The organism is Maricaulis sp. CAU 1757 (genome assembly GCF_054482675.1).
This window is the reverse complement of sequence record NZ_JBTLRI010000002.1, coordinates 302,641-324,710: the sequence shown is the minus strand read 5'-3', so window position 1 is coordinate 324,710 and position 22,070 is coordinate 302,641. Positions and strand designations below refer to the sequence as shown.

Below are 22,070 nucleotides of genomic sequence, written 5' to 3'. Positions count from 1 at the left end.
GCTGCCTTATCGCACGCATGGACCGCCAGGCACGCAGTCGGATTGAAAACCGCATCAACTCTTCCTCCGACATTTCGCGATACTCCATTTTCGACCCTGCCCGATCCTAACCCCGGTCAGGACCCGGTCGGATTATTCGCCCGTTGAAAATCTTAATCGCCTGTATTTATTGCTCAAAATTCTCAGATCGGCGGGGATAGAAAGAAATTTGTCCCCGTTTTCCGGCTTGCGCTCTGGAAGCCCACCTCCTGTTCCGGCCTTGATTTCTCCGCGCCAGCGCCCCGGCGCGCACCCCCACCGCAACTCGGGGCTTCGCAATCGCGCGCGCTGCATGCTAGCGTTCGGCAGACGGACTATCCGGATCCATAAATTCCAGAATTGGCAATGATTATAGAGACCTCGCTCGACGTATGGCAGATGTGGGCAATGCTGGGCGGGCTGGTCGTGGCCATCGTCCTGTATGCTTGGGACCGCCTGCCGCTGGAAATCGTCTCGGCCGGCATCGTCGCCGTGCTGATGATCTTCTTCCACTTCTTCCCGCTGGAGACCGACAACCCGTCGATCGCCGAACTCCTGGCCGGCTTCGCCAATCCGGCCCTGTTCACCATTCTCTGCCTGCTCATCGTCGGCCAAGGCATTTTCCAGACCGGGGCCATGGAAGGCCCGACGCAATTTCTCCTGTCCTCCTACGACCTGCACCCGCGGGCCACCATGGTGGCGATGTTCGCCTTCGTCTTCATCGTCTCGGCCTTCATCAACAACACGCCGGTCGTGGTCATGTTCGTGCCGATCCTGGTGGCCATTGCCAAGCGGATGGAAGCCAGCCCGTCCAAGCTGATGATACCGCTCAGCTATGTCTGCATCCTGGCCGGCATGACGACGCTCATCGGCTCGTCGACGAACCTGCTCGTCGCCGACGCCCTGCGCAACACGTCAGGCATCAACTTCACCTTCTTCACGCCGACCTGGCCCGGCCTCTACCTGGCCGCCGTCGGCATCGTCTACATCGTCCTCATCCTGCCCCGCCTGCTGCCCGACCGGGCCTCGATGGAAAGCGAGATCGCCGGCGGCAAGGGGCGGCAGTACATCGCCCAGCTGGAGGTCACCGCGGACCATCCGCTGATCGGCAAGAAACCGGTCGCCGGCATGTTCACCGACCTGCCCGACATGACCGTGCGCATGATCCAGCGCGGCGAGCACGCCCTGCTGCCGCCCTTCGACCAGGTGGCGCTGAAGTCCGGCGATCTGGTCATCGTCGCCGCCACCCGCCAGACCCTGACCGACCTCCTGTCCAAGCGCGCGGACTTCATGCGCGGCATGCTGGAAGCCTCGGGGCCCGGCGATAATCCGCCGCCCGGCGACAGCCTGATCATGACCGAGGCGGTGGTCTCGCCCGGTTCGCGCCTGATCGGCCGCACCATCCAGCAGATCGGCTTCCGCCACGCCACCGGCTGCATCGTGCTCGGCATCCAGCGCCGCAGCCGCATGATCCGTTCGCGCATGGGCGAGATCCGCCTCGAGGCCGGGGACACGCTTCTGCTGTTCGGTTCCAAGTCGGCCCAGCGGGCCCTGCGCTCGGACCGCGACCTCCTGCTGCTGGAATGGTCGACCACCTCGATCGCCGATCCCCGCCGGGCCCACGCCGCGCGGGTGATTTTCCTCGGCGTCGTACTCGGCGCCGCCAGCGGCGTTGTACCGATCGCCCTGGCCTCTTTCGTCGGCGCCGTGCTGATGATCGCCGCCGGCTGCCTCAACACCCGCCAGGCCGCGCGCGCCGTCGACATGAGGGTCTATCTGCTGATCGGCTCGGCCATCGCCCTCGGAACCGCCATGCAGGCCACGGGAGCGGCCGCCGTGATGGCCAGTGCCGTGGTCACGGTGTTCGCGCCCTACGGACCGGTGGCGCTGATGTCGGCCCTGTTCATCCTCATCGCCATTCTGACCAACGTGCTGTCCAACAGCGCCACGGCCGTGCTGTTCACGCCCATTGCCGTGCAGGCCGCCGACCAGATGGGCGCTGACCCGACAATGTTCGCCCTGACGGTGCTGTTCGCCGCCAACACCTGTTTCGCCACGCCGATCGGGTATCAGACCAACCTGCTGGTCATGGGTCCGGGGCATTACCGTTTCGCCGACTATCTGCGCGCCGGAGCGCCTCTGGTTGTCCTGTTCTGGCTGGCCTTCACGGCGTATCTGGTTATGCTCTACGGACTGGGCGGCGGCTGACCGGGCTCGCCCCGCCAGGATGCCATGATCTCGGAGCTCCCTTGACCCACCCGTTCGCCACGCGACAGATCCCCTTCTTCCTGACCGCGGCGGCGCCGTGCCCGTACCTGCCCGGCCGCTGGGAACGCAAGGTGTTCACCCGCCTCGAGCTGGGCGAAGGTCCGGCCCTCAATGACGCCCTCACCCATGCCGGTTTCCGGCGCAGCCAGACGGTGCTCTACCGGCCGGCGTGCGAGGGCTGTGATGCCTGCAAGTCGGTGCGCGTTGATGCCGCCCGCTTCGAGTGGAAGCGGCGCTGGCGCAAAATCACATCGCGCAATCGCGATCTCGCCGTATCCACCGACAGCGTGACGGCGACGCTGGAGCAATACGAGCTGATGACGCGCTATCTCGACAGCCGCCACGGCGATGGCGACATGGCGGGCATGTCCTTCGGCGAGTATGTGATGATGGTCGAGGACGGGGCCCAGCGTACCCATGTCGCCGAATACCGGGATACCGCCGGCAAGCTTGTCGCGGCGGCCCTGACCGATGTGCTGCGCGACGGCCTGTCGCTGATCTACAGCTATTTCGACCCCGACCAGGATCGTCGCAGCCTTGGCGCCTTCATGATCCTCGATGCGGTGCGCCAGGCCGAGGCGGCCGGCCTGCCCTTCGTCTATCTGGGCTACTGGATCGAGGACAGCCGCAAGATGGCGTACAAATCCCAGTTCTCGCCGCTGCAAGTTCTTTCACCCGCGGGCTGGCAGCCCCTCGCCGAACTGGGTAACGATGCGCGCGACGATGGGGACGACGACACGGCGTCCTGACACATACCGGGGGGAGACCAGCATGGATCGACGCACATTTCTGAGCGGCGGCGCCATCGCGGCGGCCACTGTGGCCACTGCGTGCGGCGAAACGGGCCAATCGACGGGCAGCGCCACACCGGCCGCGCCGAACATCAATCGCGGCGTCCGCCAGCTGCGTATGGTCACCACCTGGCCGGCCAATTTTCCCGGGCTCGGTACCGCCGCCAACACGGTGGCCGAACAGATCACCCGGATGTCGGCCGGACAGCTGGAAGTGCGCGTCTACGCCGCCGGCGAGATCGTCAGTGCCTTCGAGGCCTTCGACGCCGTCTCCGAAGGTACCGCCGACATGTATCACGGCGCCGAGTACTACTGGCAGGGCAAGTCACCCGCCTTCAACTTCTTCACCGCCGTCCCCTTCGGCATGACCGCGCACGAGATCATGGGCTGGGTCGAGTTCGGCGGTGGCCAGGCCTTGTGGGACGAGCTCGCCGGCCAGTTCAACATCAAGCCTTTCCAGGCCGGCAATACCGGTCACCAGATGGGCGGTTGGTTCAAGCGCGAAATCAATGCGCTGGAGGACTTCCGCGGGCTGCGCATGCGCATTCCGGGTCTCGGCGGCAATGTCCTGCGCGAGCTCGGCGGCGCCGCCGTCACCCTGTCCGGCGGTGAAATCTATCCGGCCCTGCAGTCCGGTGCCATCGACGCCACCGAATGGGTCGGCCCGTGGAACGACCTGTCCTTCGGCTTCTACCGCGAAGCGCCTTTCTATTACGGCCCTGGCTTCCACGAGCCGGGCGCCTGTCTCGGCGTCGGCATGAACCGCGCCGTCTGGGACGGCCTCGACAGCGATCACCAGGCCATTGTCCGCTCCGCCTGCCTGACCGCCAACAATCTGTCGCTGGCCGAATTCCAGTGGCAGAACGGTCAGGCCCTCGACGTGCTGACCCGAGAGCACGGCGTCCAGTTGCGCAGCTTCTCCGACGAGATCTGGAACCGCGTCGGCGAGGTCGCCGAACAGGTCGTCGCCGACACCGGCAATTCCGACGCCTTCACCCGCCGTGTCTACGAGAGCTATGTCGGCGCCCGCAACACCATGCGCGGCTGGGGCCGGATTTCCGAAATGCCCTACATGGCCCAGCGCGAACGCGTTCTGGGCGGCTGACCATGCGCCCCGGCGACCGCACGATCCTCGTCCTGCTCGCATTCGGCCTGGCCCTCGCCATCGTGGACGCGATCACCCAGGGCGGCGTCACCGCCTGGAGCCGCGAACACCTACCCGGCCTGGCCCTGCAGGCCGGCCACATCGCCGGCTGGATCGGCCTGGCCGCACTGCCGGTACTCGTCCTGCCCCTGCTGACGGGCGTCACCGGCCGCTTCGGCCGCCTGCCTGACCGCGTCTGGGACCTGCATCGCCGCGCCATCCAGGTCATCGACACGATCAGCCTGACCATTGGCGGCGCGGCGCGCTGGTTCGCCCTCGGCCTGGTCGTGGTCACCGTCGTCGTGGTCATCCAGCGCTATGTCTTCGGCTTCGCCTCGACAAAACTGCAGGAAAGCGTGATCTACATGCACGCCCTCCTGTTCCTGCTCGCCTCGGCCTCGACCCTGCTGGCCGACGGCCATGTCCGTGTCGACGTGTTCTATGCAAAGGCTGATGCGCGCGGCAAAGCCTGGACAAACCTGCTGGGGACCTATCTCGCCCTGATCCCGACCTGCCTGCTCATCCTGTGGGCCTCAACCGGTTATCTCACCTCGACCTGGCGCATCCTGGAGAGCTCCCGCGAAAGCGACGGCCTGGCCTTCGTCTACCTGCTGAAAACCTCCATCGCCCTGTTTGCGGTGATGATGATCCTGCAGGGTGTGGCCATGGCGGCCCGCGCCGTCCTGACCCTGGCTGGCCAGGCCTCCCCGCCGGGCCGCGGCTCGCTCGAGGCGGAGATCTGACATGGGCCTGCTGATCGATCTCCTACCCTTCCTGATGTTCGCCGCCGCCTTCGCGGCGCTGCTGCGCGGCTATCCGGTCGCCTTCACCCTGGCCGGCGTGGCCCTCGGCTTCGCCTTCATCGGGCTCGGCCTCGGCGTGTTCGACCCGATCCATTTCCGCGCCTTCCCACAGCGCATCTACGGCAATCTCATGGAAATGGACCGGCAGATCCTGGTCGCCGTGCCGCTCTTTGTCTTCATGGGCGTGATGCTGGAAAAATCCCGCATCGCGGAAGAATTGCTCGAAGCCATGGGCGCCCTGTTCGGCTCGCTGCGCGGCGGGCTGGGCATTTCCGTGGTCCTCGTCGGCGCCCTGCTCGCGGCCTCGACCGGCATTGTCGGGGCCACCGTGGTGACCATGGGTCTTCTGTCCCTGCCAACCATGCTCAAGCGCGGCTATGACCCGTCGCTGGCCGCCGGGTCGATCGCCGCCGCCGGCACACTGGGCCAGATCATTCCGCCCTCCATCGTCCTCGTCCTGCTCGGCGACCAGATTTCCAACGCCTACCAGGAAGCCCAGCGTGCCCAGGGCATTTTCTCGCCGGACATCGTCTCGGTCGGCGACCTGTTCGCCGGCGCGCTGATTCCCGGCCTCGGCCTGGTCCTGCTCTATGTCGGCTATCAGATCTTCATCGCCATCACCCGGCCGCACCACGCGCCCGCCGCACCCCAGTCGGACGGCGCCACCGACTGGGGCAAGCTGCTGCATGCCCTGCTACCGCCGCTGGCCCTGATCATCGCCGTGCTCGGTTCCATCCTCACCGGCCTGGCCACGCCGACCGAGGCGGCTGGCGTCGGCGCCGTCGGGGCGACCTTCATCGCCGGCGCCCGCAATGCCGGACAGGTGGGCAATCCAGCCTGGGGCAAATGGCTGTGCTATCTCGGCCTGGCGGCGCTGATCGGACTGATCGCCACCGTCGTGCTGGCCAATATCGGCCAGGAACGCCGCCTCTACATCGCCGATCTCGACGGCACCTGGCAGCTGATCGCCTGGGTCCTGGTCGTCATGTCCGTGGCCGGGGCGACGCACAGCCTGGTGCGCCTCAAGCGGTCCGGCGTGCTCGACGACGTGATGACCGCCACCGCCGGCATCTCCGCCATGGTCTTCGTCATCCTCATCGGCGCCGCCCTGTTCTCGCTCATCTTCCGTGAGCTCGGCGGCGACGCGGCCGTGCATCAGGCCCTGGAAAGCGTGCCCGGCGGCGTCTGGGGCGCCCTCGCCGTGGTCATGCTGGTGATGTTCCTGCTCGGCTTCTTCCTCGACTTCATCGAGATCACCTTCGTAGTCGTGCCCATCGTCGCCCCGATCCTGCTGATCATGGGCGTCGACCCGGTCTGGCTCGGCGTGCTGATGGCGATGAATTTGCAGACCTCCTTCCTGACCCCGCCCTTCGGCTTCGCCCTGTTCTACCTGCGCGGCGTCGCACCGCCGGAAGTCACGACGACAGCCATCTATCGCGGCGCCATTCCTTTCGTCATTATCCAGCTCCTCGCCATCCTCGCCGTGGCCGCCATCCCGGCCCTCGCCACGGCCCTGCCGGAGTGGCTCTATGGCTGAACCGCCGACCCGAAAGCTGTCGCTCGAACGCGGTTTCATCGCCGCACTGGCGCTGATCATTTCGGCCATTTTTGTTTGGATGGTACGCGATTACCTCGCCGCGCTTTTCCTCGCCGGCGTCGTCGCCTTTTTCCTTCGCGACACCGAGAACTGGCTGTCCGCGAAGCTCGGTGGTCGCCGCCAGCTGTCCGCCGCCATCCTGGTCAGCGCGACCATCCTGGCCTTCGTCGTCCCGGCCGTCATCGTCCTGGGGATGGTGGTCGAGCAGGCCGCCGACGTCACCGAGCGGGTCTCGCCGTGGGTCGAGCGCCAGGTCGACCTGATCCGCGAAAACGGGCTCGACGGCCTGCCCGTCTGGCTGCCCTTCCGCGAGCAGATCATCGAATACCAGACAGCGATCACAGCCCAGCTCGGCGACATGACAGGCACGGTGGGCGGCCTCCTTGTCGACGGCCTGCAGCGCGGCACAGGCGGTGCCCTCAAGGCGGTGCTCAATATCTTCATCCTGGTCTACGCCCTGTTCTTCTTCCTGCTCATCGGCCCGTCGACGGTGGAACGCTCCGTCGATCTGCTGCCGATGTCGGTGGAACAGCGTCGCCTGCTCTCCGAGCGCGTTCAGTCGACCATCAAGGCGACGGTCAAGGGCACCTTCGTCATCGCCGTCATACAGGGCGTGCTGACCGGGGTCGGTCTGGCTGTGGCCGGTGTTCCAGGCGCGATCTTCTGGGGTGCCGTGGCGGCCCTCCTGTCGATCATCCCGATGATCGGAACGCCAATCGTCTGGCTACCGGCGGCCATCTGGCTCTACGTTTCCGGCGACGTCGCACAGGCCATCGGGCTGGGTCTTTGGGGCGCCATCGTGGTCGGCACCTCGGACAATCTCCTGCGCCCCGTCCTCGTCGGCAAGGACGCCAAGATGTCCGACCTCATGGTGCTGATCTCGACCCTGGGCGGGCTGTCCCTGTTCGGCGCCGTCGGCATCATCATCGGCCCGGTCATCGCCGCCCTGTTCTCGTCCATCTGGTTCATCTTCGGCGAGGCCTTCGCCGGGATACTGGATGTCGACCGGGACGAGGCATGACCGCGCCCGGATGACGATCGAACCTGTCAACCTGCTGCAGGTCATCCTCGCCTCGGTGGCCGCCCTAAGCGCTTTGCTGACCATCCACCGACAGCGCCTGCGCGCCCTCACCGCGCTGATGCTGCTGGCCTGCCTGTGGATGGTCTTCAACTACCTTGAGGAAACCACCGGCTTTCGCGACATCCACCTCGTCACCCCGGCCTTCCGCCTGGCCTATCCGCCGCTCTTCTTCCTCCTGACGCGGGGCCTGATCTTCGCCGGCGCGTCGCTCAGCTGGCGCGACTGGCCGCACGCCCTGCCCTTTCTGACCGGTCTGGCCATGACCACCACTGCGCTCGACTGGGTAGAGGCCGCCGCCCGCTTGTCAGTCATCGCCTACGCCCTTGCTGTCGTCTGGCTGCTGGTCCGCTACCAGCGCACCATCCGCACGACCCGCTCCGACGCCGAGACCATCGGCCTGCGCTGGATGTACGCGGCCCTCGCCGTCTATCTCGCCGATGAGGCCTTCGACATTGCCCGCATGGACCTGCCGGGCCTGCACACGGCCTGGCCGTGGCTGGCGACGCCCGACGCCTATTTTGCCTCCCTGTTCGGCTCCCTCATTCTGACCATTGGCCTGGTTTATCTCGCCATCCGTCACCACGCCCTGTTTGATGGTCTCGTTCCAGGATCGCTGGACACCGCCACCGCGCCGCCGGACGGTACCACCGATGCCGCCGAGCCGGATTTCCGGCAACTCGACCTGCTGGTGCGCCGGGAGGCCCTCTACACCGAACCCCGCCTGACCCTGGCCGAGGTTGCGGTTGCGACCGGCCTGACGCCCCGCCAAGCCTCGACGGCGATCCGCAATGCCACCGGTCGCACGTTCAACGCCTATATCAATGCCCTACGCGTCGAAGACGTGTGCGGCATGATGGCCGGCGCCCACGACCAGCAGGGAGCCGACACCGTCCTCGACATGGCCTACACCGCCGGTTTCAGCTCGAAGTCAGTGTTCAATGCGTGGTTCAAGCGCGAGACGGGGCACACCCCGTCCGGTTACCGCGCCAGCCTCGCCGGCTGACCTCGCCGGTCCCGGCAGAAATCCGGACGTCCCGATTCACGAATCCGGACGACGGTCAGTCGTGCCGCGCGCAAGAGACGGGCTTTGGTTTCCGGAGATCCCGTCTTGTTCAATCGCCTTGCCGTCGTCATGGCTGTCTTCGCTCTCGGCGCCTGCAGTGCTCCGAGCGCCTTGTCCCGCCCCGTCAGCGCTCCGCCCGTCCTGATCCGTGATGTCCATGTTCTCGACATCGAGACCGGGTCCCTGTCACCGCGAACCTCGGTCCGGGTCGAGGCCGGCGTCATTGCCGCCATCGGCGGGTCGGAGATTCCAGACCCGGCCAATACCCGCATCGTCGACGCCCAGGGCGGGGTGCTCATGCCCGGCCTCGTCGACATGCATGTTCACGTGTTCGACGAGGTCGACCTCGCGGCAAACCTCGCCTACGGCGTCACCACGCTGCGCAACCTTGGCGGCCTCCCCTTTCATCGCTCCATGGCCGAGCGCATCGAGCGCGGTCACCTGCTCGGCCCGCGCCTGGTCACGACCGGAGCCATCCTCAACCAACGCGACGGCCGCAATGTCAACATCCTGCAGACGCTTGTCCACTCTCCTGACGCCGCCCGCCGGGCGGTCCGCCGCCAACACCGGGCCGGCCATCGCCACCTCAAACTCTACTCCAACCTCTCGCGCGAAAATTTCGCCGTCATCCGCGAGGAAGCCGACCGGCTTGGCATGACCCTGTCCGGCCACCCGATCGAGGGCAGCCCTGACGACCCGCTGGGACTGGCGGACACGCTGGCGGCGGATTTCGTCACAATCGAACACATGGAATCGCTGGTCTGGTTTGCCCTGCAGGACGACCGCGACCTGGCTCGCGGCCAGGCGCTCGCCGAGACTCTCGCCGCTCATCAGGCTCGCCTCACCCCGACCCTCATCGTGCACCACAATCTGGCCCGCATCGTCGAGACCCGCGGCGCGCATCTCGATCGACCGGGCATGGACAGTTTCAACCCGGTCGTCCGCTGGTCCGAGCAGGGCAGCTATGATTACTGGGCCGGCCATTCCTCCGACGAGCGCAGCCGCATGCAGGCCTTCTATGTCGAACTCACCGGGCTGATGCACGCTGCCGGGGTCGAGATCGTGGTAGGCACCGATGCCGGCGTCATGGCCACACCGCACGGCATATCCGTTTCGGAAGAAATCGAACTCCTCGTCGCGGCGGGTCTGACCCCGCTCGAGGCCCTGCAGGCCGCTACCCTCAACCCGGCCCGTGCGCTGGATCTGGAGACCGAAATCGGCCGTGTGGCTGCGGGCTATCGGGCCGACCTTGTCCTGCTCGACGGCAACCCGATCGAGCACCTGTCGACCCTGCGTCGCCCCGTGGCGGTAGCGCGCGACGGGGTCTGGCTCGATGCGGGCCGATTGTCCGAACTGCGCGAGGCGTCCGCCCAGCCGAGCCGTCTCCGGACCGGCTGGCGCGTCCTCAACCACCTCCTGCAGCGGTGAGGGCAATACTGGCCTCCATCACACTTCCGGCACTGCCGAGCGGCGCACCCGCCGCCGCCCGCCCGCATGCTCGACCAGCGCCGCGATGCGCTTCTCGATCGGCGGGTGGGTGGCGAACACGCCCATGAAGCCGGTCTTCGGATTCTCCAGCATCATCTCTCGCACTTCAGCCGGTGCCTTCTGCATCTCGGCCCGACCGGAAATCTTCTCCAGTGCCGAGATCATCGCGTCGGGATTGCGGGTCAGCTCAATGGCGCCGGCATCGGCCATGTATTCGCGTCGCCTCGACAGGGCAAAGCGGATCATGATCGACAGCAAATAGGCGACCACGATGAGCGCCACTGCGAGCAGGATCAGCATGCCACCATTGCGCGATCCAGAGCGTCCGCGGCCGCCCGCGCGCAAACCGCCCCACATCAAATTGCGGAACATCATCTCGGCGGCGAACGAGATGATCCCGGCGAAGATCACAGCGATTACCAGCAAGCGCACATCCTTGTGCCGGATATGCGACAGCTCGTGCGCCAGCACGGCTTCCAGCTCATCGCGCTCGAGGCGCTCGATGAGTCCACGGGTCACCGCGATCTGGTAGTTCTTCTCGCTCAGCCCGGAGGCATAGGCGTTGAGCACGCCGCTCTCGATCACCGCCAGCTTGGGTATTGCCATGCCGCGCGAAATACATAGGTTTTCCAGCAGGTTGTAGAGATCCGGCTCCTGCTTGCGCGTCACCGACCTGGCCCCTGTAGCGGCATTGATCATCGACTGGTGAAACAGCCAGGCAATGCCGAACCAGAGGCCGGCCCCGACCGTGCCGAACAGCGCGATGCGCGGCAGGAGTTGGGCTGCCGCCGCCATTGAATCCAGCAGCGTCGGTTCGCCGACCGTAACGCCCTTGGCCGCCTGTCGGGCCACATACTCGCCTTCGCCGCCAATAGCGATCCAGACCAGAGCCACGGCATAGCCGATCAGCGTCAGCAGGACCGGAAATCCGGCCAGCAACAGCACTGATTTGAGATTATTGTTCCAGATATGGGTGCGCAGGCCGGTCGCGCTGAGAAACGCCATTTAGGCCTCCGTTCCAGCCTAGAACTGCACCTTGGGCGCCCCGCGCTCACTCTCCGCGACCTCGAAATAGTCACGATGCTTGAAGCCGAAGGAATTGGCGATCAGCACGGCCGGAAACTGCTCTGTCGCCGTATTGTACTCATTGACCGCATTGTTGAAGAAGCGACGCGCCGCCGCGATCTTGTTTTCCAGATCGGCCAGCTCGCGCTGCAGGGCGAGAAAGTTTTCGTTCGCCTTGAGATCGGGATAGGCCTCGGACAGCGCAAACAGCTGGCGCAGGGCGCCGGACAGCAAGTTCTCCGCCGCCGCCAGGTCCTTCATCGACGTCGCGTCGACGGCCTGTTGGCGCGCCTTCACGACATTCTCCAGCGTTTCCTTCTCGTGCGAGGCATAGCCCTTCACGGTCTCGACCAGGTTGGGCACCAGGTCATGACGCTGCTTGAGCTGCACGTCGATATCGCCCCAGGCCTGACCGACGGTCTGCCGCAAGGCCACGAGGCGGTTGTAGATCAGGACCAGGATCAGACCGAAGCCGATCACCAGAATGAGAAGAATGACGCCGACGTCCATGAATGCTCTCCCTGCCCGGCCCATCCGGGGCACCAGTCCGCAGACTAGGCCAATTCGCCTACGGTTGAAGTGGGAAAATCCGATGGAGAAAACCGGGTCGCGATAGGAAAGAACAACCAAGGCGACGGTCAATCCGCTCGGGAGCCCCCTTACTGCGCTGCTTAACTTGTACCAAAGGAAACGACAGCGAGCCGGCTAAGTGCCCTATTCTGCCTTCGCCTGCGAAGCCAGGAATTCCGACCCACGGGGCGCGAAGCGCAGCGAGCGCGGGAAGCCGCGCGGCGCCATCTTGCCGGCCTGAGCGCGCTTGGCGGTCCACAGTTTCCAGTCATCCAGCGAGAAGCGACGCCCGGCCCCGTCAAGCCAGGTCAGGCCCTCTTCCGAGGAGAAGGTCGTGGCATCGGCCAGGCGGGCGCCCTTGCCGCCCATCAGCTTGACGCCCTTGCCACGCGACATCTGCGGGATCTCGTCGAGCGGGAAGACCAGGAGTTTCTTGTGCTCGCCGATCAGCGCGCACATGTCGCCCATGGCCGGGATGCACAGCAGTGCCTCGTCGCCCTCGGCGACATTGAGGATCTGCTTGCCGCCCTTCTTCATGGCGACACAGTCCTTTTCCTGGACCCGAAAGCCTGTATTGCCGGTCGAGGCGACCAGCAGGGTGCGCTCGGGATCATACTTGAACAGGCCGATCGGGGCCGCGTCCTCCGGCAGGTCGACATGCAGGCGCACCGGCTCGCCATGGCCGCGTCCACCCGGCAGCTTGGATGCTTCCAGCGTGTAGAACTTGCCGTCGGTGGCGAACATCAGCAGCTTGTCAGTGGTCTCGCACTTGACCGCGAAGGCCGAGCGGTCGCCCTCCTTGAACTTGAGTTCGGTGACGTCATTGATGTGTCCCTTGAGGGCCCGCACCCAGCCGCGCTCCGACAGCACGGCGGTGATCGGTTCGCGCACCACGAAAGCCTCGACGGAAACCTCGCCGGAGATATCCGGTGCCTCGCCGAACACGGTCCGGCGCTTACCCAGCGGCGTCGTTTCGGCATAGTATTCGCCGACCGATGCGACCTCGCCCTTGACCTTGTCCCACTGCAGCGCCGTCGAGCCGATGAGCGCCTTGAGCTCCTCGCGCTCGCCGCGCAGCCGGTCGTCCTCTTTGCGGATTTCCAGCTCTTCCAGCTTGCGCAGGGCGCGCAGGCGCATGTTCAGGATGGCCTCGGCCTGGCGCTCGGACAGCTCGAACGTGGCCATTAGCTTGGCCTTGGGTTCGTCCTCGAAGCGGATGATGCGGATGACCTCGTCCAGGTCGGCATAGACGATCAGGTAGCCGGCCAGCACTTCCAGCCGGTCCTCGACCTTGGCCAGCCGGGTCTCGGCCCGTCGCACCACGACCTCGCGGCGGTGGTCGAGCCAGGTCTGCAATGCCGATTTCAGCCCCACCACGCCCGGAGTGCCGTTGGGATCGAGGACATTGAGATTGAGCGAGATACGGGTTTCCAAGTCGGTCAGCTTGAACAGGCTTTCCATCAGCATGTCGGCATCGACCAGCTTCGACTTCGGCTCCAGCACCAGGCGAATATCCTCGGCGCTCTCGTCGAGCACGTCGTCCAGCAGGGGCAGTTTCTTGGCGTCCATCAGCGTGGCGATACGCTCGACCAGCTTGGACTTCTGCACCAGATAGGGAATCTCGGTGACCACGATGCGCCACATGCCGCGCCCGATGTCTTCCTTCTCCCACTTCGCCCGCACCCGGAAGCCGCCGCGCCCGCTCTCGTAGGCCTCGCGGATCGCCTCGGGGCCTTCCACCATCGTGCCACCGGTCGGGAAATCCGGCCCCTGGACGTGGCCGAGAAGGTCATCGGTCGTCGCCTCGGGATTGTCGATCAGCACCGCCGCCGCGGCGCACAGCTCGGCCACATTGTGGGGCGGGATCGAAGTCGCCATGCCGACCGCGATGCCCGTCGAACCGTTGGCCAGAAGGTTCGGGAAGGCCCCCGGAAGCACCAAGGGCTCGCGCTCCGACCCGTCATAGGTCTCCTCGAAATCCACCGTGCCGTGCTCGATGTCCTGCAGCAGCAATTCCGCTGCATGGGTCAGACGGGCCTCGGTGTATCGCATGGCCGCGGCGCCATCGCCGTCGACATTGCCAAAATTGCCCTGGCCTTCGACCAGGGGATAGCGCGACGCGAAATCCTGGGCCAGGCGAACCAGCGCCTCGTAAACCGACTGGTCGCCGTGCGGGTGGTACTTACCGATCACGTCACCCACCACGCGGGCTGATTTCTTGAATGCCTGATCGGGGTTGAGCTTCAGTTCGCGCATGGCGTAGAGCAAGCGCCGGTGCACCGGCTTCAGACCATCGCGGGCGTCCGGCAAGGCACGCTGGGTGATGGTCGAGAGGGCGTAGGCCAGGTAACGCCGCGACAGCGCCTCCTCGAACTTCTCCTCGACAATGTGCCCGCCATCGGGATCGAAATGCTCACCCATGAGTTCCGCGCCTTCCTGATTCGATGCGAACCAGTATAGGTCGCCGATTCGAGGCGCGCAGGGGCGCAGCGCAGCACCGGGCGGCAGGGCAACGCCCCAGGACGACTCCCGGATGTCTAGCGCTGGCGGCCTAGGCCCTCTAGAGTGTGGCGATGACAGCTGAAATCCGCTTTCTCGGTGCGGCCGGAACCGTGACCGGCTCGAAATATCTAGTCCGCACCGACACCACCCAATGGCTTGTCGATTGCGGCATGTTCCAGGGCGAACGGGAGCTGCGCGAGCGCAACTGGCTACCGTTTCCGGTATCACCCCATTCCGTCGATGGCGTACTGCTGACACATGCCCACATCGACCATTCCGGCTACCTACCGGTACTGGTGCGGGAGGGTTTTACCGGCCCGGTCCTGGCCAGCGCGGCGACCACCGACCTGTGTGCCATTCTGCTGCGCGATAGTGGATATCTGCACGAACGCGAGGCGGAGCTGGCCAACCGCTATGGCCACACACGCCACCGCCCCGCCAAGCCGCTTTATACGGAGCGCGAAGCCCGCGACTGCCTGGAGCAATTCGAGAAGGTCCCGTTCGGCGAGTCCCGAACACTGGCCGGCGGGCTGTCGGCCCGGTTTTTCCGGGCCGGTCACATACTCGGCGCGGCAATCATCGAGCTCACCCTGCCGGATGACCGCCGTATCGTCTTTTCCGGCGACCTCGGTCGGCCGAACTCAGAGACCCTGCCTGACCCCCACGCCGTCGAGGAGGCCGATTTCCTCGTCGTGGAATCGACCTATGGCAATCGCCGCCACGAGGACATCTCCGCGTCCGACCGGTTGGCCCGAGTGATCAATGAGACGGTCCAACGCGGCGGCACCGTGCTGGTCCCGGCCTTCGCCGTCGGGCGCACCCAAACCCTGCTCTACCTGATCCACCGGCTCAAGAAAGAGGGTCGCATCGCCGATGTCCCGGTCTTCCTCGACAGCCCGATGGCCATCAATGCCAGCGAACTGATGTGCCAGCATATTGGCGACCAGAAGCTGAACCCGGAGGAATGCCGCCTCGCCTGCAGCGCCGCCACCTTCACGCGCGACACCGACCAGTCCAAGGCTCTGACCCTCAACCCCCTGCCCAAGGTGATCATTTCGGCGAGCGGGATGGCGACGGGCGGCCGCATTCTTCACCATCTCAAGCAATACGCCCCGGATCGCCGGAACACCCTGCTGTTCACCGGGTTCCAGGCCGCCGGTACCCGGGGAGAAAAAATCGTCGGCGGAGCGCGAGAAGTCCGGATCCATGGCAATAACGTCACGATCGCGGCAGAAGTCGTGCAGCTCGACATGCTGTCTGCTCACGCCGATGCCGACGAGATCATAGACTGGCTCGGCCATTTCCGTCAGGCGCCCCGCTTGACCTTCGTCACCCACGGCGAACCCGATGCCAGCGCAGCCCTCGCCGAGCGCATTAGGGGGACGCTCGGCTGGACGTGCCAGGTGCCGGCACTGGATGATCGCGTTGCTCTCGAATGAATAACGCTCCGGACAAGCTCGGGTCCGCGTCGAAGCCCGTCCGGTCCAATCGCTCATCGCCGCTCGCCCCCCGTTTCCGACCCTCATTGCCACCGACCCGATCGGATCTGACGAGGCCAAGCCATCAAACTCGGCCTGGCAGGCCCTCGAGCCCGCGGATGGCAAGGCTTAAACGCCTCAATCCCGACCTTGCCACGCTACGACATGTCGTCGAGCAGGCCAGTGGCTGGCCTGAAGCAGCTGCGCCTCTCTCAACCGCGCGCGAAAAGGAAGGCCGCCGCAGTGCGGCGACCGTAACATGGGTGACGACCCGCAACATCTTCAAGCACGCCAGTCATGCGATCGACCTCACCGCAAGACTGTGGCCAAGTCTCGCCAAGATGACGCGGAGCTAGACCTCCGCCTTGTTCAGATCGTATGCCGCCACGCTGGCTAGGCTCACGATATCGCTCGGAGACGCCCCCAGGCGGGCAATCTGCACCGGCTTCTCCAGTCCCACCATCATCGGCCCGATCACCGTCGCTCCGCCGGCCGCCTTTAACAGGCGCACCGCGATCGAGGCGGAATGTACCGCCGGCATGATCAGCACATTGGCTGGCTCGGTCAGGCGCGAGAATGGATAGAGCGCGTGGTGTTCGGGGTCGAGCGCCACATCGGCTGCCATCTCGCCCTCATACTCAAAATCGACCCCCAGCTCGTCGAGCAGCGCGACCGCGTCCTGGATCTTGGTGGTGCGCTCGCCCGGCGGATTGCCGAAGGATGAATAGGACAGGAAGGCCAGATGGGGCGTCAGACCATAGCGCTTGGCCGCGCCGGCACTGGCAATAGCGATCTCGGCCAAGGCTCGCGCGTCGGGGAATTCGGTCACCGAGACATCACTGATCAACAGTGTCCGTCCGCGGGTCACCGCAGCCGTGATACCCACCGCGCGGCCGCCCTCGACCGGGTCGAGCACCAGTTCGACATCGCGCAGCGCCACATTGGCGTGCCGCGTCACGCCGGTGACCATGCCGTCGGCGTGCCCCATCTTGAGCATGCAGGCGGAGAATACATTGCGGTCATTGTTAACGCGCCGCTGCACGTCGCGCCTCAGATAGCCCTTGCGCTGCAGGCGTTCGTACAGGAAGTCCGCGTATTCGGCATTGTAGTCCGACAGGCGGGCATTGATCACTTCAAGCGAGCCGGGCGGAATGCCGAGCTCCCTCATGTTCGCCTCGACGACGTTCTCGCGCGCCACCAGCACCGCCTTGCCGAGCCCCTGGGACTGAAAGGCATGCGCGGCGCGGATCACCGACGGCTCTTCACCCTCGGCAAACACGATGGTCTTGTCCGGTGCCGCGCGCACCGCCGAGGCGACGCGCTGCTGCAGCGCCGCCGTCGGGTCGAGCCGCCGCGCCAGCGCCTGGCGATAGACGAGACCGTCCTCGATCGGCCGTCGTGCCACACCGGTATCGATGGCCGCCTGGGCGACGAAGGGCGGCACGAAAGAGATAAGGCGCGGATCAAAGGGAGTCGGGATGATGTATTCACGCCCGTATTGCAGCCGATCGACCTTGTAGGCCCGCGCCACCTCGTCAGGCACATCCTCACGCGCCAGCGCCGCCAGGGCTTCCGCCGCGGCGATCTTCATCTCTTCATTGATGGTCCGCGCGCGCACGTCGAGGGCCCCGCGGAAAATATAGGGGAAACCGAGGACGTTGTTGACCTGGTTGGGATAATCGGACCGGCCCGTGGCCATGATAACGTCGTCGCGGACCTGCTTGACCTCTTCCGGAGTAATCTCGGGGGTCGGATTGGCCATGGCGAAGACGATCGGGTTCGGGGCCAACGCGGCGATGATGTCCTTGGTGAACACGCCGGCTGCCGACAGGCCGAGCAGGACGTCCGCACCTTCCGCCGCTTCCAGCAGAGTGCGCTTGTCGGTCGGTATGGCGTGCTTCATCAGCCGCTCATGGCCACCCGGACGGCCCTCATAGACCACGCCCTCAATGTCCACGACGATGGTGTTCTCCGACCGCACGCCCATGCGCTCGATCAGTTCCAGCACCGACAGCCCGGCAGCCCCGGCGCCACACAACACCACTTTCAGGTCCTCGAACTTGCGCCCCGTCAGGTCGCAGGCATTGATCAGCCCCGCGGCAGCGATGATCGCCGTGCCGTGCTGGTCGTCATGGAAGACAGGGATGTCGAGCTCCTCGCGCAGACGGGTCTCGATCTCGAAGCATTCCGGGGCCTTGATGTCCTCGAGATTGATGCCTCCGAACGTATTGCCGAAGCCGCGCACACATTCGATGAACTGGTCCGGGTCAGTGTAGTCGACCTCGACATCCACGGCATCCAGGTCGGCGAAGCGCTTGAACAGCACCGCCTTGCCTTCCATCACGGGCTTGGACGCGGCCGGCCCGAGGTTTCCGAGGCCAAGAATTGCGGTGCCGTTGGACACTACCGCGACCATATTGCCCTTCGAGGTGTAATCATAAACAGCGTCCGGGTCCTGCGCGATCATGCGAACGGGGGCCGCCACGCCAGGCGAATAGGCAAGCGCCAGATCGCGCTGGGTCGCCATCGGTTTGGTCGCCGCGACCCCGAGCTTGCCCGGCGTGGGCTGGGCGTGGAACTCCAACGCGTCGATATCGAGTTGGCTTTCAGGGGTATAGGTCTTGTCGGTCGGCATGCATCACCTCGGCCGGAGCACCCGGACAGGCCGGGTCAAAGGGTTGGGCCGAACATGACGTGTGCCGGGCGGCGCGCCAAGTCCCCGGCGCGGAAAGCCTCAGTCCGCTTGCAGGGCAGCCAGGGACGCAGCCCGCTGCCGCGCTGCTTCGCAGCGTTGCAGCGCCGCTTGCAGCGCCGGCACCAGATCCTCCGCCACCAGCCCCCGACCCAGGTTGAGAGCCGCATCACCATGCAACCAGACCGCAGCGCTGGCGGCTTCGAAGGGGGCCATGCCCTGCGCCACCAGCCCTCCGATCAGGCCGGCCAGGACATCGCCACTGCCCGCGGTCGCCAGGTCGGGGCTGGCATGAGTATTGACCCGGGCAAGCCGGCCCGGCGCCGCAATCACGCTGTCCGGACCCTTGAGCACGACCACGCAGCCGGCCCTCTCCGCCGCGGCCTCGGCGCGCGCAATCTTGTGACCCTCAAGCTCGCCGAACAGGCGCTGGAATTCGCCCTCATGCGGGGTCAGGACATCATCCGCGCGCAAAGCATCGAATAGCTGCTCCGGCACGTCAGTGAATGCGCTTAGCGCGTCGGCATCGAGTACCAGACCAGCAGATGTCGCGAGCGCCGCCATCACCTGCTCCCGAACCCGCTCCGCTGCCTCTGGTCCGGCGCCGAGCCCGAGACCCGGGCCGACGACGGCAGCATCAGCCTGCATGGCTTCGAGGAATTCATCCGGCCTGTCGCAGCGCTTGACCATGACCGCGGTTTCCTGGGCCGCGTTGACGAGCACTGCACCCGGCGGGCTGGCCAGCATCACCAGCCCTGCCCCGGCCCGTAACCCGGCCCGCGCGGCCAGCCGTGCGGCACCGGTCGAACTGGCCGGCCCGGAAAAGACGGCCAGCCGTCCGCGAGCATGCTTGTGCGTCGTCCTCCCCGGTCGCGGCAGCGCCTCGCGCCAGAGCTCCGGCGCGTTCAGCTCGGCCAGCGGATCCACCGACGCGCGCCAGCTGTCGGGAATGCCGATATCCGCCACGATCACTTCGCCGCACAACCCGGCTGCCGGCTGCAGCACATGCGCCGGTTTGCGGCGATGAAAGGTCACCGTCAGCTCGGCCGGGGCGCACAACCCCGTTGAGTCGGTTTCTGCATCCCCCCGCAGGCCGGACGGCAGGTCGATTGCCACACACGGCATTCCGGCCTCCCGGATTACTCTAACCAGCCGGGCGGGATCGCCCTCCAGGGGCCTGTTGAGGCCGGCTCCGAACAGGGCATCGATGACCAGGGCGTGCCGCGCTGGCTGTGCCGCCTCGGCCGCCTGCACCGGACCGTTCCAAGCGTCCAGTGCCTGGCGGGCATCACCTTCCAATTGGTGCGCCTGTCCGAGCAGGGCCACATGGACCGGCCAGCCCGCAGCGCGCAGCTGCGCCGCGCAAACCAACCCGTCACCGCCGTTATTGCCTGGCCCGCACAAGACCAGCGTGTCGCGCGCAGCCCAGCGTTTGATGATCGCATCAGCCACGGCCGCGCCGGCGTGCTGCATCAGGCGCCAGCCACTGACACCGTGCGATTCGGCGTGGGCATCACAGGCACCGACAGCCGCGGTCGACAGGATCTCCCCGCCGCACTCTGCTCCATGATGTGGCACATTTGCTCCATTATATGGCAAAACCCGCATTCTTCAGTACCGCGGGGCCGACCCGTCTTGCCTGGATGCCGCCCCTTCGTAAGGTCCGGGCAACAAGTCGAGGAGTCGATGATGAAGAAAATCGAAGCGATCATAAAGCCGTTCAAGCTCGATGACGTGAAAGAAGCGCTCCAGGACATCGGCGTTCAGGGCCTGACCGTGATCGAAGCCAAGGGCTTTGGTCGCCAGAAGGGCCACACCGAGCTCTATCGCGGTGCCGAATACGTCGTCGACTTCCTGCCGAAGATCAAGATCGAGCTGGTCGTAGCCTCCGACCGCGTCGACGCTGCCATCGAAGCCATCAAGTCAGCCGCCCAGACCGGCCGCATCGGCGACGGCAAGATCTTTGTCAGCCCCGTTGAAAGTGTCATTCGCATCCGCACCGGTGAAACCGGATCGGACGCCCTGTAGTTACCTAAGCCACCCGCCCTCTCTCCCACACCCTGACCGGAGCCGGACATGTCAGACGAAATCCTCAAACGTCTCAAGGACGAAGATATCAGCTATGTCGATCTGCGCTTTACTGACCCGCGCGGCAAGCTGCAGCACATGACCTACCACCGTGACGAGGTGAACGAGGATTTCTTCGAGGACGGGATCATGTTCGACGGGTCATCGATCGCCGGCTGGAAGGCGATCAACGAGTCCGACATGGTCCTCAAGGCTGACGCCTCCTATGCCGAGATCGACCCGTTCTACGAGCAGCCCACCCTGATGCTCCTGTGCGACATTCTCGAGCCGGGCACGGGCGAAGCCTATAATCGCGACCCGCGCACCACCGCCAAGAAGGCCGAGGCCTTCCTCAAGTCCACCGGGATCGGCGACACGGCCTATATCGGACCGGAAGCGGAATTCTTCGTGTTTGACGACGTGCGCTGGAACACCCGGCAGGAGCACACCTCCTACCAGCTCGACAGCGAGGAAGGCCCGTGGAATTCGGGCACGGGCTTCGAGGGAGGCAACAAGGGTCACCGGCCCGGTCCGAAAGGCGGCTACTTCCCGGTCAATCCGATTGACAGTGGCCAGGACATGCGCACGGAAATGCTCGCCGTCATGGAGGAGCTGGGCCTGCAGCCGGAAAAACACCACCATGAAGTGGCACCGGCGCAGCACGAACTGGGCATGCGTTTCTCGACCCTGACCACCATGGCCGACCGCATGCAGCTGTATAAATACACCGTGCACATGGTCGCACATGCGTATGGCAAGTCCGCCACCTTCATGCCCAAGCCCATCTGGCACGACAACGGCACGGGCATGCACGTACACCAGTCGATCTGGAAGGACGGCAATCCGGTGTTCTCCGGCGATCGTTATGCCGACCTGTCGGAGACCTGCCTCCATTACATTGGCGGCATCATCAAGCACGCCCGCGCCATCAACGCCTTCGCCAATGCCTCGACGAACAGCTACAAGCGCCTCGTTCCCGGCTTCGAGGCACCGGTCCTGCTGGCCTATTCCGCCCGCAACCGCTCTGCCTCGATCCGCATCCCGTGGGTGTCCTCGCCGAAGGCGAAGCGTCTCGAGACCCGCTTCCCGGATCCGGCGGGTAATCCCTATCTGACCTTCGCCGCCCTGCTCATGGCCGGTCTTGACGGCATCGAGAACCGCATCGACCCCGGCGACCCGATGGACAAGGACCTCTACGACCTGCCACCGGAAGAACTCAAGGACATCCCGACTGTATGCCGCTCCCTGCGCGAAGCCCTCGAATCGCTCGACGAGGACCGGGCTTTCCTGAAACGGGGCGGGGTCATGGATGACGACCAGATCGACAGCTACATCGACCTCAAGATGGAAGAGGTGCAGCGCTTTGAGATGCATCCTCACCCGGTCGAGTTTGACATGTATTACTCCTGCTGAGGCAGGCCCTCCGCACTGACGGACCTCCTG

The 22,070-nt window shown here is 65.4% G+C and carries 17 protein-coding genes; 12 read left to right on the top strand and 5 right to left on the bottom strand.

Translation table 11 applies throughout. The features are described from left to right. The first annotated feature begins 384 nt into the window (after positions 1 to 384). The 8 genes from ACXYMR_RS07790 (at position 385) to ACXYMR_RS07755 (ending at position 10,193) form a co-directional block, all read left to right on the top strand. Positions 385 to 2,226 carry an SLC13 family permease gene (locus ACXYMR_RS07790; protein ID WP_458942287.1) on the top strand — a complete coding sequence of 614 codons (1,842 nt, stop codon included), beginning with the start codon at positions 385 to 387 and terminating at the stop codon, positions 2,224 to 2,226. A gap of 41 nt (positions 2,227 to 2,267) precedes the next feature. Then, positions 2,268 to 3,035: an arginyltransferase gene (locus ACXYMR_RS07785; protein WP_458942286.1), complete on the top strand. Its 768-nt coding sequence runs from the start codon at positions 2,268 to 2,270 to the stop codon at positions 3,033 to 3,035. 22 nt (positions 3,036 to 3,057) lie between these two features. Continuing rightward, complete coding sequence (locus ACXYMR_RS07780; RefSeq protein ID WP_458942285.1) at positions 3,058 to 4,182, top strand: TRAP transporter substrate-binding protein; 1,125 nt, start codon at positions 3,058 to 3,060, stop codon at positions 4,180 to 4,182. Positions 4,183 to 4,184: 2 nt separating this feature from the next. Beyond that, complete coding sequence (locus ACXYMR_RS07775; RefSeq protein ID WP_458942284.1) at positions 4,185 to 4,964, top strand: TRAP transporter small permease subunit; 780 nt, start codon at positions 4,185 to 4,187, stop codon at positions 4,962 to 4,964. Position 4,965: 1 nt separating this feature from the next. Beyond that, entirely contained in the window at positions 4,966 to 6,561 is a 1,596-nt protein-coding gene (locus ACXYMR_RS07770; RefSeq protein ID WP_458942283.1) for a TRAP transporter large permease, read from the top strand. Beyond that, the gene (locus tag ACXYMR_RS07765; RefSeq protein WP_458942281.1) at positions 6,554 to 7,642 is read left to right on the top strand and encodes an AI-2E family transporter; all 1,089 of its coding nucleotides are present in this window, start codon (positions 6,554 to 6,556) and stop codon (positions 7,640 to 7,642) included. The genes ACXYMR_RS07770 and ACXYMR_RS07765 overlap by 8 nt, the downstream gene beginning before the upstream one ends. A gap of 10 nt (positions 7,643 to 7,652) precedes the next feature. Beyond that, entirely contained in the window at positions 7,653 to 8,705 is a 1,053-nt protein-coding gene (locus ACXYMR_RS07760) for a helix-turn-helix domain-containing protein (protein ID WP_458942279.1), read from the top strand. A gap of 105 nt (positions 8,706 to 8,810) precedes the next feature. Further along, positions 8,811 to 10,193, top strand: coding sequence for an amidohydrolase family protein (locus tag ACXYMR_RS07755; RefSeq protein ID WP_458942278.1), 1,383 nt, complete (start codon positions 8,811 to 8,813; stop codon positions 10,191 to 10,193). An 18-nt stretch (positions 10,194 to 10,211) separates the two neighbouring features. Here ACXYMR_RS07755 and ACXYMR_RS07750 read toward each other — a convergent pair whose 3' ends face one another. The 3 genes from ACXYMR_RS07750 to parC form a co-directional block, all read right to left on the bottom strand. After that, the gene (locus ACXYMR_RS07750) at positions 10,212 to 11,258 is read right to left on the bottom strand and encodes a M48 family metallopeptidase (RefSeq protein ID WP_458942276.1); all 1,047 of its coding nucleotides are present in this window, start codon (positions 11,256 to 11,258) and stop codon (positions 10,212 to 10,214) included. A gap of 18 nt (positions 11,259 to 11,276) precedes the next feature. Further along, positions 11,277 to 11,828: a LemA family protein gene (locus ACXYMR_RS07745; protein WP_458942275.1), complete on the bottom strand. Its 552-nt coding sequence runs from the start codon at positions 11,826 to 11,828 to the stop codon at positions 11,277 to 11,279. A gap of 204 nt (positions 11,829 to 12,032) precedes the next feature. Continuing rightward, a complete protein-coding gene (parC, locus tag ACXYMR_RS07740) occupies positions 12,033 to 14,309 on the bottom strand; it encodes a DNA topoisomerase IV subunit A (protein WP_458942273.1) in 2,277 nt (758 codons plus the stop codon). A 152-nt stretch (positions 14,310 to 14,461) separates the two neighbouring features. On the opposite strand from parC, the gene ACXYMR_RS07735 reads away from it, so the two are divergent. Next, entirely contained in the window at positions 14,462 to 15,829 is a 1,368-nt protein-coding gene (locus ACXYMR_RS07735; RefSeq protein ID WP_458942271.1) for an MBL fold metallo-hydrolase RNA specificity domain-containing protein, read from the top strand. Between the two features lie 158 nt (positions 15,830 to 15,987). Further along, entirely contained in the window at positions 15,988 to 16,224 is a 237-nt protein-coding gene (locus ACXYMR_RS07730; protein WP_458942269.1) for a hypothetical protein, read from the top strand. On the opposite strand, the gene ACXYMR_RS07725 is transcribed toward ACXYMR_RS07730, so the two are convergent. Together ACXYMR_RS07725 and ACXYMR_RS07720 are read right to left on the bottom strand one after the other, a co-directional pair. Further along, positions 16,221 to 18,503 (bottom strand): NADP-dependent malic enzyme, encoded by a 2,283-nt coding sequence (locus tag ACXYMR_RS07725; RefSeq protein ID WP_458942267.1) that lies wholly within the window; start codon positions 18,501 to 18,503, stop codon positions 16,221 to 16,223. The genes ACXYMR_RS07730 and ACXYMR_RS07725 overlap by 4 nt on opposite strands. Before the next feature lie 99 nt (positions 18,504 to 18,602). Beyond that, the gene (locus ACXYMR_RS07720) at positions 18,603 to 20,138 is read right to left on the bottom strand and encodes an NAD(P)H-hydrate dehydratase (RefSeq protein WP_458942266.1); all 1,536 of its coding nucleotides are present in this window, start codon (positions 20,136 to 20,138) and stop codon (positions 18,603 to 18,605) included. Positions 20,139 to 20,249: 111 nt separating this feature from the next. Here ACXYMR_RS07720 and ACXYMR_RS07715 point away from each other — a divergent pair, with 111 nt between their 5' ends. Further along, the gene (locus ACXYMR_RS07715; protein WP_458942264.1) at positions 20,250 to 20,588 is read left to right on the top strand and encodes a P-II family nitrogen regulator; all 339 of its coding nucleotides are present in this window, start codon (positions 20,250 to 20,252) and stop codon (positions 20,586 to 20,588) included. Positions 20,589 to 20,636: 48 nt separating this feature from the next. Further along, complete coding sequence (gene glnA / locus ACXYMR_RS07710) at positions 20,637 to 22,040, top strand: type I glutamate--ammonia ligase (RefSeq protein WP_458942263.1); 1,404 nt, start codon at positions 20,637 to 20,639, stop codon at positions 22,038 to 22,040. Positions 22,041 to 22,070: the final 30 nt, after the last annotated feature.